The organism is Actinospica robiniae DSM 44927 (assembly GCF_000504285.1).
Taxonomy (GTDB): domain Bacteria; phylum Actinomycetota; class Actinomycetes; order Streptomycetales; family Catenulisporaceae; genus Actinospica; species Actinospica robiniae.
Genome location: NZ_KI632511.1, coordinates 7,328,836 through 7,343,458, shown reverse-complemented (window position 1 = coordinate 7,343,458; position 14,623 = coordinate 7,328,836). Strand labels below are relative to the sequence as shown.

The following is a 14,623-nucleotide window of genomic DNA, read 5'->3' as shown; positions in this document are numbered from 1 at the left end:
CCTCGTCGTCACACGAAGGCCTCGGGTCGCGGATGGATGCGGACGAGGGGCTGGCCCGGGGAGACCGGGTCGCCGTCCTCGACGAGCCACTCCAGCACCGTACCGCCGTGCTCCGCGACGAGCTTGCGCTCCTCGTGCCGCGAGACGACCAGGCCCAGGTGCTCGCCCGGCTCCAGGACGCTGCCCTCGACGGCCGTGCCGCGCTGGACCGTGCCGGAGAACGGCGCGACCACCAGCCGCCAGGTCGGCGCCGCGTCCATCGCGTTGGGCGTCTGCTCGGCATGCCGCTGCACGAAGGCGCGGGCCTCGTCGAGCTGGTCCGGGGTCTTGAGCGCGAAGGTCTCCACGCCCTTCAGGGCCCGCTTGGCGATGCCGCTGAGGGTGCCGGCCGGCGGCACCTCGAGGATGCCGGTGACGCCGAGCTCGCGCATGGTGTCCATGCACAGGTCCCAGCGCACCGGGTTGGCGATCTGGCGCACGATCCGGTCGAGCAGTTCGCGGCCGGAGTGCACCACCTGCCCGTCCCGGTTGGAGAGGTAGCGCACCCGCGGGTCGTGCGCGGTCACGCCCTTGGCCAGCTGCGCCATGCGCTCGACCGCCGGGGCCATGTGCTCGGTGTGGAACGCGCCGGCCACCGAGAGCGGGACCAGCCGCGCCTTGGCCGGGGGGTCCGCCTTGAACGCCTCGAGCTGCTCGACCGTGCCGGCCGCCACGATCTGGCCGGGGCCGTTGTTGTTGGCGGGGGTCAGCCCGTGCTCGGCGATCTTGGCCAGCACCTCGTCCGGGTCGCCGCCGAGGACCGCGGTCATCGAGGTGGCGGTGGCCGCGGCGGCCGCTGCCATGGCCCGGCCGCGCTCGCGGACCAGCGCCATCGCGGACTCGGCGGTGATCGCACCGGTGCCCGCCGCCGCGGTGAGCTCGCCGACCGAGTGTCCGGCCACGGCGCCGACCAGGCCGAAGGCCTCGCCGGGGTGCGGGAACAGGGCGAGCGCGGCGGCCAGGCCGGAGGCGACCAGCAGCGGCTGCGCGATCGCGGTGTCGCGGATGGTGTCGGCGTCGGCTTCGGTGCCGTAGTGCACCAGGTCGAGGTCGGCGACGGCGGACCACCAGGTCAGCCGGTCGGCGACGCCGGGCAGTTCAAGCCAGGGCGTGAGGAATCCGGGGGTCTGCGCCCCCTGCCCGGGAGCAACGAGTACGAGCACCCAAGTAACTTTCTCGTGAGCGGGTGAAGAAAGCTCCGGTGGTGCGACCGCGCCGTCGCCTTCCCCGACCGGAAGCAGCTGACGCGAGCACCCTTCCACCATGCCTCGCGAGCGCGCTGTGGGGCCCCCACGACGGACACGAAGATCTCAGGTCAGTATTTGTGGAACCCCTACAAGGCCCCTATACCGGTTTGCCGGATTCCGCGAGCCGGCCGAGGACCAGCGCGATCTGCAGGGTGAAGGCGCTGCGGGCCTGAGATGGCGTCAAGCCTGTGATGTCGGTCACGCGTCGGAGCCGGTAGCGGACGGTGTTCGGGTGAACGAACAGGATGCGCGCGGCCGCTTCCAGGCTGGCCGCCTGCTCCAGGTAGACCGAGAGCGTCTCGAGCAGGGCCGAGCCGGCCTCCGAGAGCGGCCTGTAGATCTCCTCCAGCAGCACCACCCGGGCCAGTTCGTCCCCGGCGATGGCCCGTTCGGGCAACAGGTCGTCGGCGAGCACCGGCCGGGGCGCGTCCGGCCAGGCGACCGCGGCGCGCAGACCGGAGAGCGCCGCTTCGGCCGAGTGGGACGCGGCGGTCAGCTCGGCCACCACCGGGCCTATCACCACCGGCCCCGGGGCGAACTGCCCGGCCAGCGCCCGCAGCGTGCTGACCGGATCCCCGGTGACCCCGCCCACGATCGCGATCAGCCGGTCGCCCTGGACCCCGGCCAGCACGGACAGGCCCGGACCCTCGTAGCCGGAGACGGGCTTGTGCCGCCCGGCCCGGTGCATGCCGTCGACCACCGCCTCCGGGTCGTCGTCCGGGGCGAGCCCGACCATGACGGTGATGTCGGTGTGCGCGGCCCAGCCCAGCGTCGAGGCGCGGGAGAGCAGCGCGTCGTCCTCCTCGCCGCGCAGCACCGCGTCCACGATCAGCGCTTCGAGCCGGGCGTCCCAGGCGCCGCGCAGCTCCGCGGTCTGCGCGTAGATCTGCGCGGTGGCGAAGGCGATCTCGCGGGAGTAGCGCAGCATGCCCTCGCGCAGGATCCGGCTCTCCTCGGGCGACTCGGCGAGCGCGTCGATCCGGTCCTCGACCACCTCTATCGTCGTGCGCACCATCTGCACGGTCTGCTGCAGGGTGACCGCCCGGGTCAGCTCCCGCGGCGCGGTGCCGAAGACGTCGGCGGACACGGCGGCGCGCTGGTCGGGGTGGCGGAACCACTCGGTGAACGCGGCGATGCCGGCCTGCGCGACCAGGCCCACCCAGGACCGGTTCTCCGGCGGCATGTTGCGGTACCAGGCGAACTTCTCCTCCATCCGCGCGATCGCCGCGGCGGCCAGCGAACCGGTGGCCTTCTCCAGCCGACGCACCATCGCTACCCGGTTCTCCCGACTCTCCCGACCGGGCTGTTCGTCGCCGAGATCCGGCTGCGCATGCGCTTGCGAGGTGTCCACGGCTCTACTTTCGCAGATCCGCCGACCGCCTCGACGCCGCGGGTGGCGCCCGCGACTCCTGCGCGCGCCGACCCGCCGACGCCGCCGCTCCGGAACGTGACGTCCGTCTCATGCCGAGGGCTCCCGCCGCGTCGTTAGCACCGTCGTGAAGCCCACGGCCGGGATCCGCCGGCTGCGTAGACTCTCGGCCATGGACTCCCCCGCGATCGTGCTGGACCCCATGTCACAGGACGAGTTCGCGCACTTCGTCGTGTGGGCGGTGCGGGAGCAGGCGGCCCACCACATCAGAACCGGAAAATGCACGCCGGAGACGGCGCTGGACTACGCCAAAGGCGAGTACCTGCTTGCCCTTCCGGACGGCCTGCAGACTCAGGGTTCGTATCTCTACACCGTCCGCGACGCCGCGACCGGCCGGCGGGTGGGTTCGCTCTTCCTGATGCTGCGCCACCGGGCCGAGGCGATGGAGACCTTCGTCTTCAACATCGTCGTGGACGAGCAGGAGCGCCGGCGCGGCTACGGCCGCGCGATGATGCGGGCCTCGTTCCACTGGGCCCGCGAGCACGGCACCGCGAGCGTCGGCCTGCACGTGTTCGGCCACAACACGGCCGCGAGGGAGCTCTACACCTCACTCGGCTTCCGGGAGACGAACATCTCCATGCAGTTCGATCTCTAGCGCGGCGCGGCGATCGGGCAGGTCAGCCGGCCGCGACGGCCAGGCTGTGCTCGAGCAGCGCGATGTCGGGCAGATCTTTCGCCCGGCCGAGGCCGCGCTTCCAGCGCAGGGTGTCGGCGAGTGACATGAATGGGATGCCCTCGACGCGCACGGCGGCGTCGATCATCGCGTCCACGTCGGTGAATCCGGCCAGCCAATGGTCGAACACTTCGATACGGCCCTCGAACAACTCGACGCGAAGGCCCAGGCCGGAGGCGGCGAAGGTGACCCGGCCCTGCTCGGTGGCGCGGCGCCAGGCCTCTCCGCGGGCCACCAGGTCCAGATCGTGGACGGTTGTCTTCAACCCGTATGCGAGCAGAGGTCCGCTCCCTGTGACGACATAGTCACTCGGAGGTAGTCGAAGCTCCGCCAACAGTCGGATGAGCACGTGGTCGGAAAGAACCATGCATACATCATGCTGCAAAAGCCGACTAAACGGCTGCCATCCCGAGCGCCAGCCTTGTGAGCAGGGCGGAGACCACGGCGATCACCAAGGAGCTGAGGCTGCCGATCAGGTAGTACTCGGCCAGGCCCTCCTCGTCGCGCTGCAGCGCCGGGAAGCGGGCCGCGGACTTCGCGGTGAGCGCGAACGCGGCCGCCGTCGGCTGCCCGGCCAGCAGGAAGGCGAAGTAGAGCGTGCGTTCGAGCCAGCCCAACAGCGTCCCGCCGCCCAGCACGGCCTGCGCGCGGCCGGTGGTGACGCTGGAGAAGCGGCGCAGCACCACGCCGGTGGCCAGGCCGCCGAGGAAGAGCGCGGCAGCGGCGCCGTTGACGGTGACCGCGAGCCGGTCGTTCTCCAGCGCGCGCCCGAGCGAGCGCCACAGCGGGGTGGCGCCCAAGGTCAGCGCGGCGAACGCGGCAGGCAGCGCGAAGACCACCGAGCGGCCGACCCCGGCCGCGGCCGCCGCCGCCCGCTCCCGCCGGCTCGGACCGGGTTCCTCAGTGCCCTGATGTTCTGCGGTCCGGGCCGAACCCCTGGACACCAGCAGCCGACGGACAACCGGTGCGCAGAACGCTGACATGCACACGGCGACCCAGGCCTGCCAGCGCGCGTATATCGGGAGCACGGTATAGCTCGCGTAGGCCGCGGCCAGTGCCGCCGAGGCCCAGTCGGAGCCGCGGATCCGGCTGAAACACAAGGGTAGGAGGACCGCGAGCGCCAAGCCCTCGATCAGTCGGATGTCGAGCATCCAGCCAGGATGGCGGGACCTCCCGCATCAGTCAACAGACGTCTGACATCAGAGCCGCGCGTCACGTGTCGTGTCCGCTTCTGGCTCGGTGTGCCCTGATTCGCGCAGCCGGCATCACGATCCTGACATTCAAAGAACCCGTGGATGCACACCGGAGTTCACCGGCCCGCCACGTGCGGAACGTCTGGTACCTGCATGCACTGAGCACGACCCGATGGTGGGAGAACGCGAACGCCGCGGGCGACGGGTCCGTGAGGGGAACCCGTCACCCGCGGCGGGGTGCGCTCGAAGAGCCGTGGATCAGGCGTCGCCGCCGGTCGGGCCGGCGCCGGCCGCCTTCACGTCGTGCAGCTGGTAGCGGTTGATCGCCTCGGCCACCGCGTCCCGCTTGACCTCGCCGCGCTTGGCGAGCTGGGCGAGGGTGGCCACGACCACGGACTCGGCGTCGATGTGGAAGAAGCGCCGGGCCGCGCCGCGGGTGTCGGCGAAGCCGAAGCCGTCCGCACCGAGCGAGGTGTAGTCCCCGGGCACCCACTGGGCGATCTGGTCCGGCACCGCGCGCATGAAGTCGGACACCGCGACGACCGGGCCATCGGTGGCGCCGAGGATCTCGGTGACGTACGGGGTGCGCGCCGGCTCCTCCGGGTGCAGGAAGTTGTGCTCGTCCACCGCCAGCGCCTCGCGCCGCAGCTCGGTCCACGACGTGGCCGACCAGACGTCCGCGGACACGCCCCAGTCGTCGGCCAGCAGCTGCTGCGCCTTGAGGATCCAGGGCAGGCCCACACCGGAGGCGAGCAGCTGGGCGCGCGGCCGGTCGGCCGGGCCCTCCGGCGCCGCCTGGAACCGGTAGAGGCCCTTGAGCAGGCCGTCCACGTCGATCCCGGCCGGCTCGGCGGGCTGCACGCCCGGCTCGTTGTAGACCGTGACGTAGTAGAACACGTCCTCGCCGTGCGGGTGCTCGGCCGAGGAGCCGTACATCCGGCGCAGGCCCTCCTGCACGATGTGGCTGATCTCGAACCCGAACGCCGGGTCGTAGGCCACCACGGCCGGGTTGGTCGAGGCGATCAGGTGCGAGTGGCCGTCCGCGTGCTGCAGGCCCTCACCGGCCAGCGTGGTGCGCCCGGCCGTCGCGCCGAGCACGAAGCCGCGGCCCATCTGGTCGGCGAACTGCCAGAACTGGTCGCCGGTGCGCTGGAACCCGAACATCGAGTAGAAGATGTAGATCGGGATCATCTGCACGCCGTGCGTCGCGTACGAGGTGCCGGCCGCGACCAGCGACGCGGTGGCGCCGGCCTCGCTGATGCCCTCGTGCAGGATCTGGCCCTGCTTCGACTCCTTGTAGGACAGCAGCAGCTCGCGGTCCACGGCCTCGTAGGTCTGCCCGTGCGGCGAGTAGATCTTCGCCGTCGGGAAGAGCGAGTCCATGCCGAAGGTGCGCGCCTCGTCCGGGATGATCGGCACGAAGTGGGCGCCGATCTCCTTGTCCTTCATCAGGTCCTTGAGCAGCCGCACGAAGGCCATGGTGGTGGCCACCGACTGCTTGCCCGAGCCCTTCTTCAGGTCCGCGTAGACCGCGTCGCCCGGCAGCTTGAGCGCCTTGGGCCGCACCTGGCGGGTGGGCAGGTAGCCGCCGAGGGCCGCGCGCCGCTCCTTGAGGTACTGCAGCTCCTCCGAGTCGGCGCCCGGGTGGAAGTACGGCGGCAGGTCGGCGGCGAGCTGCTCGTCGGTGATCGGCAGGTGCAGCCGGTCGCGGAACTCCTTGAGCTCCGCCTTGGTCAGCTTCTTCATCTGGTGCGTGGCGTTGCGGCCCTCGAAGTCCTTGCCCAGCGTCCATCCCTTGATGGTGTGGGCGAGGATCACGGTGGGCTGGCCCACGTGCTCGCGGGCCGCCTTGAACGCCGCGTACACCTTGCGGTAGTCGTGGCCGCCGCGGGAGAGGTGGCGCAGCTCCTCGTCGCTCATCCCGGCGACCATCTTGCGCAGCCGCGCGTCGCCGCCGAAGAAGTTCTCCCGGATGTACGCGCCGGACTCCACCGAGTAGGTCTGGAACTGGCCGTCCGGGGTGGTGTTCATCTTGTTCACCAGCGCGCCGTCGACGTCCTGGGCCAGCAGGTTGTCCCAGTCGCGGCCCCAGATGACCTTGATCACGTTCCAGCCCGCGCCGCGGAAGGTGGACTCGAGCTCCTGGATGATCTTGCCGTTGCCGCGTACCGGACCGTCGAGGCGCTGCAGGTTGCAGTTGATCACGAAGGTGAGGTTGTCCAGCTCCTCGCGCGCCGCGATGGACAGGGCGCCGAGCGACTCGGGCTCGTCCGTCTCGCCGTCGCCGAGGAAGGCCCACACGTGCGAGCGGGAGGTGTCGGACAGGCCGCGGTTGTACAGGTACTTGTTGAACCGGGCCTGGTAGATCGCGCTGATCGGGCCGAGGCCCATCGACACGGTCGGGAACTCCCAGAAGCCCGGCATCAGCCGCGGGTGCGGGTAGGACGGCAGGCCCGGGGTGTGGCTGTGCTCCTGCCGGAAGCCGTCGAGGTGCGCCTCGGTGAGCCGGCCCTCGAGGTAGGCGCGGGAGTAGATGCCCGGCGCGGCGTGGCCCTGGAAGTAGACCTGGTCGCCCGCCTCGCCGTGGTCCTTGCCGCGGAAGAAGTGGTTGAAGCCGACCTCGTAGAGCGAGGCGGCCGAGGCGTAGGTGGCGATGTGCCCGCCCACGCCCATGCCCGGCCGGTTCGCCCGGGAGACCATGATGGCCGCGTTCCACCGGATGTACGCGCGGATGCGGCGCTCGATGTCCTCGTCGCCCGGGAACCACGGCTCGCGCTCGGGCGCGATCGTGTTGATGTAGTCGGTCGAGCGCAGGCCCGGGACGCCCACCTGGTGCTCGCGGGCGCGCTCGAGCATGCGCAGCATCAGGTAGCGGGCCCGCTGGCGCCCCTGTTCGTTGACGACCGCGTCCAGGGAGTCGATCCACTCGCCGGTCTCGGCCGGGTCGATGTCCGGCAGCTGGCTCGGCAGGCCGTCACTGATGATCGAGAAGCGCTCTCGTCCGCTAGCCACGTTCGTCCTTAGAAGTGATCGCGAAGCGCGCGGGTCGGCGGTTCGGGCCGCCGCGTGCGTCCTACTGTTCGGTACCTCGTTCCTCCCCATGGTCGTACGGACGAGCTCCCCTCGTCATCTCTACCGGGGGGTAACCGACCCTTATCGGGTCACATGCCACTCCGAATGGCCGCTTCGGGGCGCGTCGAGTCCGATTGTCGGACGTCCTCGTATTCCTCGGCGGAACCGCCGCCCGAGCGCGGGCTTTGGACCGATCGGCGCCGAAGTGTTGGCAATGGCCCGGTTGCGCTGTATTCCAGGAGGAAGGGTCGCGCGCGGGTGGTGACCACTCGGTCACTGCGCGCAGCGCGCGCCCCCCGGCCGCTGCCCCGACACTGGAGTGAACGGACGCGGCGAACGGCATGAGCCCGCACCACCGGGGCACAAGTATCGGAACCAAAGCGCGCGAGAGGCGGCTCACATGCGTGCAGTGATCGGCGACACCCTCCACATCCACACCAACCACCTGGGCACCACGGAACAGCTCGGCAAGATCCTCGAAGTGCGCGGCAGCGACGGCGCGCCGCCCTATCTGGTCCAGTTCCGCGACGGGAGCACGAAGCTGCTCTACCCGGGTCCGGACGCGGTGATCGAACATCCGGCGGCCGCGGTCGCGGCCCCGCCGAACCCCGTCCCCGCCCCGGTCCTCACCCCCGCGCCGTCGGGCCCGCAGGTGGCGAACTCGGCCCGCCGGATCCACACCAGGCCGGGTTGGTGAGCCGCATTGTGAGCGCAACGGGTGCGGGGTACTTGCGTCCTGGGCGTTGCCCGTGTGGACTAGCCGCGTGGATGAAAACAGCATCCGGGCCGCGCAGGACGCGACGCCCGGCACCCAGACGGGGAGGAACACCTTCGTGAGCGCCACCGCGGACCGCGCGGAGACCGACGGTGAGCACCAGGCGGCCCGCCGCCTCGGGTTCACCGACGGTCAGGTGGTCCAGGAGATCGGCTACGACGAGGACTGCGACGAGGAGCTGCGCTCCGAGATCGAGGCGGTCACCGGCGGCGAGCTCTTCGACGAGGACTACGAGGACGTCGCCGACGCCGTTCTGCTCTGGTACCGCGAGGACGACGGCGACCTGGTGGACGTCTTGGTCGACGCCTTGACCGCGCTCGCCGACGGCGGCCACATCTGGCTGCTCACCCCCAAGGCGGGGCGGCCCGGCCATATCGAACCGAGCGACATCGGCGAGGCCGCGCCCACCGCGGGGCTGACCCAGACCAGCTCGGTCTCGGCCGGGAGGGACTGGGCCGGTACCCGGCTGGTCGCGCCCAAGGCCAAGGTGGGCAAGCGGTGAGCTTGCCGGCGGGTCGGCCGGCACCGCGATTCGCGCTCAAGGACCAGCACGGAGCGGAGACCGAGGTCGGCGGCAAGGCGCCGGACGGCCGGTCGACGCTGGTGGTGTTCTACCCGTTCGCCTTCTCCGGGGTGTGCGGCAGCGAGCTGGCGGCGCTGCGGGATGCCGGAGCGGAGTTCGACGGGGAGCGGGTGCGGTTGGTGGCCGTCTCCTGCGACCCGATGCACGCCCTGCGCGGCTACGCGGACCAGGAGGGCTTCGGCTTCCCGCTGCTCTCCGACTTCTGGCCGCACGGCGCGGTCGCGCGTAGCTACGGCGTGTTCGACGAGTCCCGCGGCTGCGCCGGGCGCGGCAGCTTCCTGATCGACCCGGACGGCGTGTTGCGCTGGTCCCTGGTCAATCCGATCAGCGAGGCCAGGCCGTTGTCCGCGTACCGCGAGGCGCTGACCGGCCTGGCCGCGTAGCGAAGGCGAGAGAAGGCTCATCCACGGCGGCTCCGGCAGATCCGGAGCCGCCGTACTTCCTTTCCGCACGCCCCCCACGCGCCCGCGTACGCCACGCGCGAGGCGTCCCGGGCGTCCGCGGCGGGCATACTGTGCCTGGGCCCGTGCGGGCCCGGAGCCGAGCGGCCGAGTGGCGAAGGTGGGGGCCCGTGTCCGGGATCGACTGGAACAGCGGCGGCCAGGCGCCGTTCAACCGGCTGGGTCTGAACGCCGCGGTCGGCGACATCCCGCTCTCGCGCATCGGCGCGGCCAGCGGCACGCTGCGGGTCAACCTGCGCTGGAGCGGCCCCGAGGAGGCCGGCGGCCGCGGCCGTCCGTTCCGCCGCCGGATCGAGCCGGCGATGGGCGCCGGCGGCGCGGCCGGCCCGAAGGTGGACCTCGACCTCGGCTGCCTCTACCAGTTCACCGACGGCCAGCGCGGCGTCGTCCAGGCCGCCGGCCAGCGCAACGGCGACTTCGCCCGCCCGCCCTACATCCGCCTCGACCGGGACGACCGCACCGGCTCGTCCACCGGCGAGAACCTGTTCGTCAACATGGACCACAGCGGCCACTTCCAGCGCGTGCTGATCTTCGTCCTGCTGGCCGGCGGCTCCGACGACCTGACCAAGGTCGGCGCGACCCTGACCCTCTACCCCAGCAGCGGTCCCGCGCTGAGCCTGAACCTGGACCGCCAGAGCACCAGCAAGGCCAGGAGCTGCGCCGCGGTGATGATCCAGCGCGGCGGCGCCGAGTTCGCCCTGCGCACCGAGAGCAAGTTCTTCCCCGGCTACCAGAGCGAGATCGACGCCGCCTACGGCTGGGGCCTGCACTGGGCGCCCGGGCCGGGGAAAGTCCGGATTTAGCCGGCCGGCCGTCCACATCCCGGACAACCGGGAAAGTGGCGTGGCCAGGCCCCACACCCGTGCCGCTACACTGGGGCACTGCACCGGCCCCGACGGGCCGTTCCGGGCGCTTAGCTCAGCGGTAGAGCGCCGCCCTTACAAGGCGGATGTCACTGGTTCGAACCCAGTAGCGCCCACCCACGCCGTGCTGGTCGGGGGGCATGGCCCCCGCGCCCCTCACACCAAAGGGCTCCGCCCTCTGGACTCCCGATCCCCCGCGCTACGTCACTTCGCTCCGCTGCGCGGGGATTCGGCGGGGGTGGGGATGAGGGCGTCGGGCATGAGCACCTCGCCAACCCTGGGCTGGGCGGCGCTCTGGGCGATGTAGGCGCCGGTGAGGACGACGAGGCCGCCGATGATCTGGACGGCGTCGAGGCGCTCGCCGAGGAGGATCCAGGCGAGGATGCAGGCGCTGACGGGCTCGACGTAGGACACGCCCGCGGCCACGGGGGCGGAGAGGCGCTGGACGGCCATGCCGCCGATGACGTAGGCGATCACCGTGCTCACCAGTATGAGCAGCGCGACCACGAGCCAGCCGGCGACGTGGTTGCTGCCGATGTCCACCGTGCCTCCGAGCAGGTGCCAGGGCGCGTCCCACGGGGTGGCCAGGGGCGCGAGCGCCACCGTTCCGACCACCATGCCGCCCGACGTGAGTGTGAGTGCGTCCACGGTGCCGGTGAGTTTGTCGAGTATGACGAAGTACGTGGCGTTGCCCGCGGCCGCGCCTAGGCCGCAGGCGAGGCCTACCGCGTCGAGCTGCATGCCGGTCCAGATCTGGACAACGCAACATAGGCCGACCATTGCCAGGCCGATGCCGGCGAACGCGGCGGGGCGTACGTGCTGACGGCGGATCAGGCGCAGGTAACACACCACCAGGACCGGGCCGGTGAACTCGAGCAGGATCGCTATGCCCACCGGCAGCCGGCTCGCCGCGACGAAGTACAGGCCCTGACACGATGCCACGACGACGAGTCCGAACGTGACCACCGCGCGTCCGACCGTGCGGTCCCGCCACATCCGGGTGAACGCCGCGGGCCCGCGCAGCACGAGCGTGGCCACGACGAGGAGCGCGCAGGCGCCGAGCACCCGCATCCACACCGCTTCGAGCGGGCTGAAGCCTGCGTCCGTCAACGCCTTGGCGAAGGTGCCGGAGGCGCTGAAGCAGGTCGAGGACGCGACGCCGAGGCTGACGCCGACACTTCGGCTCGTGGAACGGGGGCTCATGCGGAAAGGGTACGGGACCCCACAAGCCTGTTACTGCGAGAGCTTCGCCGCTGCTCGGGCGCGCAGTGACCGGTAGACGGCGATCGGGTCCCAGCGGTAGTCGGTGATCCGGGTCAGCGGGTAGCAGGAGAAGCCGATCAGCACCGCGGTGAAGTGGCCGAGGTCGGTGAACGTGTCGCCGGTGATCAGGTTGTACGCGTAGAAGGCGAGCAGCATCCCGCCGTACAGATAGCACCACGGCTTCGCCATCAGGAAGGCGAGCACCGCGGCGGATCCGGCGAGGGCGTAGCTGACGCCCACGTCGAGGGTGAAGATCGCGCGCGAGGACATGTAGCCGTGGCTCACCTCCCAGTAGACGACGCCCTCGCTCAGGTACGTCGCGCCCACGTGCGCCGAGATGACCACCACCAGCCAGCGTCCGGTGCCCAGGATCCGCTCCACCGGGACGTGGAAGAGGTTGTAGAGGAGGTAGTAGATCCACAGGCCGCCGCCGTCGATCCACATCGCGCTGCTCACCAGGACCCTGATCGGGTTGCGGCCGAGCTCGTGCAGGTTGGTGGAGCGCTGGCGCAGGAAGTGGTCGCGGAAGGCGGGGTGGAAGCGGCTGATGATGTACGTGGTGATGGTCAGGACCACCAGCCAGATGAACGTCGCCGGGGCGCGGCTCACGTAGTGCCGCACGCCCGCGGCCGCCCGGGTCAGCGTCACATTCGGTGACCTTAACCGACCCTGCGTCGTCAAGCTGCGCACCCCGCCGAACGCCGATTACCCTTCACCCGTGATCGAAGCTCCGAAAGACCTCAGCGAGACGGCGGAATCGGACCTGTGGGACGTGGTGGTGGTGGGCGCCGGGCCCGCCGGCGCCAACGCCGCGCGCAGCGCCGCCGAGGCCGGAGCCGGGCGGGTGCTGCTGCTGGAGAAGGCGGAGCTGCCGCGCTACAAGACCTGCGGCGGCGGCCTGATCGGCTACTCCCGCCGCGCGCTGCCGGAGGGCTTCGACGTCCCGGTGCGCCAGCGGATCGACGCGATCACCTTCACCCACGACGGCGCCAAGGAGCGCACCCGCCGGGACAAGGCCGGGGACCTGCTGGTGCTGGTGAACCGGGCGGAGTTCGACCTGGCTCTGGCGAAGGCCGCGGTGGACGCCGGGGCGGTGCTGCGGACGGGTGCCTCCGTCAGCATGGTGGACCAACCTTCATCGACCGGACCGGTGACGTTGAACCTGGCTGACGGCACGTCGGTGCGGGCGCGCGCGGTGGTGGGCGCGGACGGGTCGGCCAGCCGGATCGGGCGCTACGTCGGCGTGCGCTGCGAGCAGGTCGATCTGGGGCTGGAGGCCGAGATCCAGGTGCCGCCGGCGGTGGCCGGGGAGTGGGCGCACCGGGTGCTGGTGGACTGGGGGCCGCTGCCGGGCTCGTACGGCTGGGTGTTCCCGAAGGGCGACGTGCTCACGGTCGGGGTGATATCCGCGCGCGGCGAGGGCGAGGGGACGCGCAAGTACTACCGCGACTTCATCAAGCGGCTCGGGCTCGAGAGCTTCCCGACCGTCTCGGACTCGGGCCACCTGACCCGGTGCCGGGAGGCCGGTTCGCCGCTCAGCCGGGGCCGGGTGCTGGTGGCCGGGGACGCCGCGGGCCTGCTCGAGCCGTGGACGCGCGAGGGCATCTCGTTCGCGCTGCGGTCGGGGGCGCTGGCCGGGCACAGCGCGGCGGAGCTGGCCCGGCGGGCCCGGGTCGGGCAGGACGGCGGGTCGGCCGACGCCGGGTACACCGCGGCGGTGGAGCATCTGCTGGGCCCGGAGATGCAGGCGGGCCGGTCCATGCTGGCGCTGTTCGAGCGGCACCCGGCGTTCTTCCACCGGGTGGTGACGCGCATTCCGGTGGCCTGGCGGATGTTCGCGGACTTCTGCCGGGGCCGCACCTCGCCGGCCCGGCTGATCCGCAACCCGGTGGCGCAGGGGCTGCTGCGGACGCTGCCGAAGCCCGCGGCCGAGGAGCCGGCGGTCCGTCAGGTCGGCGCCGACGCGGGCTGATAGGCCGATAGTAGGTCCGGGCCCGGCGTGCCGGGGGCACGCACCCGCCGCTCCCCCGTATACCGTTGACCCGGCTGCATCCAGCCGTGTTTCCGCACGCAGCATGAGGGGTCTGATGAACAGGGAACAGCTGCGCCGCACCGCGTTCTTCTTCGACTTCGACGGCACGCTCAGCGCCATCGGGCCGGATCCGGAGAAGGTCGGGCCGGTGCCGGACGCGCCCGAGGCGCTGCGGGAGCTGGCCGCGCACTGCGGCTACTGCGCCGTGGTCTCGGCCCGGCCGGTGGCGTTCCTGGCCCGGCAGGTCGGCGCGTCGTCCGAGGCCGGCGCGAGCGGCGAGGGGCCGGAGCTGCACGGCCTGTACGGCCTGGAGTTCTCGCCGGACGGCGGGGCCACCGTGCACACGCTGCCCGAGGCGGCGCCCTACCGCGAGGTGATGGGCGTGGCGGTGGAGGAGGCGAAGCGGGCGCTGCCGGGTGCGCTGATCGAGGACAAGGGGCTTTCCTGCGCGGTGCACTACCGCAACTCGCCCGACCTGGCCGAGGCCGCCGAGGAGTGGGTCGAGCAGTACGCGCGCGAGCACGGGCTGAAGGTGCAGCGCGGCCGGATGGTGGTGGAGCTCAAGCCGCCGGTGCAGCGGGACAAGGGTGCCGTGGTGCGCGACGCGCTGACGCGGCTGCCGGAGCTGGCCGGCGCCTGGTTCTTCGGCGACGACCTGGGCGATCGTCCCGGCTTCGAGGCGCTGTCCGAGCGGGCCGAGCGGGCTCCGCAGTTCACCGCGGTGCGGGTGGCCGTGGCGAACACGGAGGGCGATCCGCTGGGCGACCTGGCCGATCTGATGCTGGAGGGTCCGCAGGAGGTGCCGGGGCTGGTCCGCCGGCTGCTGCGGGCCAGTTGAGCCGCGGGTGTCTGGAGTTTCGGGAGCACTGCGGGAGCGACCTGCGCGGGAAAGCACCGACGCGCGGGTTCGAGCGGGTTTGGCGCCGTCTCGGAGCAGGTCGGAGCGGGCGCGGAGCAAGGAGCGGGCCGAGCAGGCCACGGCCGGGCCGTCCG

Annotated in this window: 14 protein-coding genes and 1 tRNA gene; 8 read left to right on the top strand and 7 right to left on the bottom strand. The window is 71.6% G+C overall.

Annotated elements, in window-relative coordinates; translation table 11 throughout:
- Window positions 1-8: 8 nt before the first annotated feature.
- A complete protein-coding gene (locus ACTRO_RS31585) occupies window positions 9-1,202 on the bottom strand; it encodes an acyltransferase domain-containing protein (protein WP_034269004.1) in 1,194 nt (397 codons plus the stop codon).
- Between the two features lie 181 nt (window positions 1,203-1,383).
- The gene (locus ACTRO_RS31580) at window positions 1,384-2,556 is read right to left on the bottom strand and encodes a helix-turn-helix domain-containing protein (protein ID WP_034277592.1); all 1,173 of its coding nucleotides are present in this window, start codon (window positions 2,554-2,556) and stop codon (window positions 1,384-1,386) included.
- A 271-nt stretch (window positions 2,557-2,827) separates the two neighbouring features.
- On the opposite strand from ACTRO_RS31580, the gene ACTRO_RS31575 reads away from it, so the two are divergent.
- Window positions 2,828-3,310 carry a GNAT family N-acetyltransferase gene (locus ACTRO_RS31575; protein ID WP_034269002.1) on the top strand — a complete coding sequence of 161 codons (483 nt, stop codon included), beginning with the start codon at window positions 2,828-2,830 and terminating at the stop codon, window positions 3,308-3,310.
- Between the two features lie 22 nt (window positions 3,311-3,332).
- Here the strand turns inward: ACTRO_RS31575 and ACTRO_RS31570 are convergent, their stop codons facing one another.
- From ACTRO_RS31570 to aceE, 3 genes are all read right to left on the bottom strand, one after another.
- Window positions 3,333-3,653, bottom strand: a complete 321-nt coding sequence (locus tag ACTRO_RS31570) for a hypothetical protein (RefSeq protein ID WP_051451683.1) — start codon at window positions 3,651-3,653, stop codon at window positions 3,333-3,335.
- A gap of 127 nt (window positions 3,654-3,780) precedes the next feature.
- Window positions 3,781-4,539, bottom strand: a complete 759-nt coding sequence (locus tag ACTRO_RS44225) for a hypothetical protein (protein ID WP_051451682.1) — start codon at window positions 4,537-4,539, stop codon at window positions 3,781-3,783.
- 300 nt (window positions 4,540-4,839) lie between these two features.
- Entirely contained in the window at window positions 4,840-7,593 is a 2,754-nt protein-coding gene (gene aceE, locus ACTRO_RS31560) for a pyruvate dehydrogenase (acetyl-transferring), homodimeric type (protein WP_034268996.1), read from the bottom strand.
- Window positions 7,594-8,053: 460 nt separating this feature from the next.
- Here aceE and ACTRO_RS44985 point away from each other — a divergent pair, with 460 nt between their 5' ends.
- The 5 genes from ACTRO_RS44985 to ACTRO_RS31535 all read left to right on the top strand — a co-directional run bounded on the left by ACTRO_RS44985 (window position 8,054) and on the right by ACTRO_RS31535 (window position 10,451).
- The gene (locus ACTRO_RS44985; protein WP_063628108.1) at window positions 8,054-8,350 is read left to right on the top strand and encodes a DUF1918 domain-containing protein; all 297 of its coding nucleotides are present in this window, start codon (window positions 8,054-8,056) and stop codon (window positions 8,348-8,350) included.
- Window positions 8,351-8,486: 136 nt separating this feature from the next.
- Window positions 8,487-8,930, top strand: coding sequence for a DUF3052 family protein (locus ACTRO_RS31550; RefSeq protein WP_034277587.1), 444 nt, complete (start codon window positions 8,487-8,489; stop codon window positions 8,928-8,930).
- Entirely contained in the window at window positions 8,927-9,394 is a 468-nt protein-coding gene (locus ACTRO_RS31545; RefSeq protein ID WP_034268994.1) for a redoxin domain-containing protein, read from the top strand. The genes ACTRO_RS31550 and ACTRO_RS31545 overlap by 4 nt, the downstream gene beginning before the upstream one ends.
- 188 nt (window positions 9,395-9,582) lie before the next feature.
- Window positions 9,583-10,275, top strand: a complete 693-nt coding sequence (locus tag ACTRO_RS31540) for a hypothetical protein (RefSeq protein ID WP_034268992.1) — start codon at window positions 9,583-9,585, stop codon at window positions 10,273-10,275.
- Between the two features lie 104 nt (window positions 10,276-10,379).
- Window positions 10,380-10,451 (top strand) — tRNA-Val (locus ACTRO_RS31535).
- An 88-nt stretch (window positions 10,452-10,539) separates the two neighbouring features.
- On the opposite strand, the gene ACTRO_RS31530 is transcribed toward ACTRO_RS31535, so the two are convergent.
- Together ACTRO_RS31530 and ACTRO_RS31525 are read right to left on the bottom strand one after the other, a co-directional pair.
- Window positions 10,540-11,538, bottom strand: coding sequence for an EamA family transporter (locus ACTRO_RS31530; RefSeq protein ID WP_063628107.1), 999 nt, complete (start codon window positions 11,536-11,538; stop codon window positions 10,540-10,542).
- 30 nt (window positions 11,539-11,568) lie between these two features.
- Window positions 11,569-12,246: a rhomboid-like protein gene (locus ACTRO_RS31525; RefSeq protein WP_051451681.1), complete on the bottom strand. Its 678-nt coding sequence runs from the start codon at window positions 12,244-12,246 to the stop codon at window positions 11,569-11,571.
- Between the two features lie 70 nt (window positions 12,247-12,316).
- Between ACTRO_RS31525 and ACTRO_RS31520 the strand changes: the two genes are divergently transcribed.
- A complete protein-coding gene (locus ACTRO_RS31520; RefSeq protein WP_034268989.1) occupies window positions 12,317-13,570 on the top strand; it encodes a geranylgeranyl reductase family protein in 1,254 nt (417 codons plus the stop codon).
- Window positions 13,571-13,685: 115 nt separating this feature from the next.
- Entirely contained in the window at window positions 13,686-14,468 is a 783-nt protein-coding gene (gene otsB / locus ACTRO_RS31515) for a trehalose-phosphatase (protein ID WP_051451680.1), read from the top strand.
- Window positions 14,469-14,623: the final 155 nt, after the last annotated feature.

Coding starts and splice junctions, on each gene's coding strand:
- ACTRO_RS31575 (WP_034269002.1), top strand. CDS start 2,828: ATGGACTCCCCCGCGATCGTGCTGGACCCCATGTCACAGGACGAGTTC.
- ACTRO_RS31580 (WP_034277592.1), bottom strand. CDS start 2,556: ATGGTGCGTCGGCTGGAGAAGGCCACCGGTTCGCTGGCCGCCGCGGCG.
- ACTRO_RS31530 (WP_063628107.1), bottom strand. CDS start 11,538: ATGAGCCCCCGTTCCACGAGCCGAAGTGTCGGCGTCAGCCTCGGCGTC.
- otsB (WP_051451680.1), top strand. CDS start 13,686: ATGAACAGGGAACAGCTGCGCCGCACCGCGTTCTTCTTCGACTTCGAC.
- ACTRO_RS44225 (WP_051451682.1), bottom strand. CDS start 4,539: ATGCTCGACATCCGACTGATCGAGGGCTTGGCGCTCGCGGTCCTCCTA.
- ACTRO_RS44985 (WP_063628108.1), top strand. CDS start 8,054: ATGCGTGCAGTGATCGGCGACACCCTCCACATCCACACCAACCACCTG.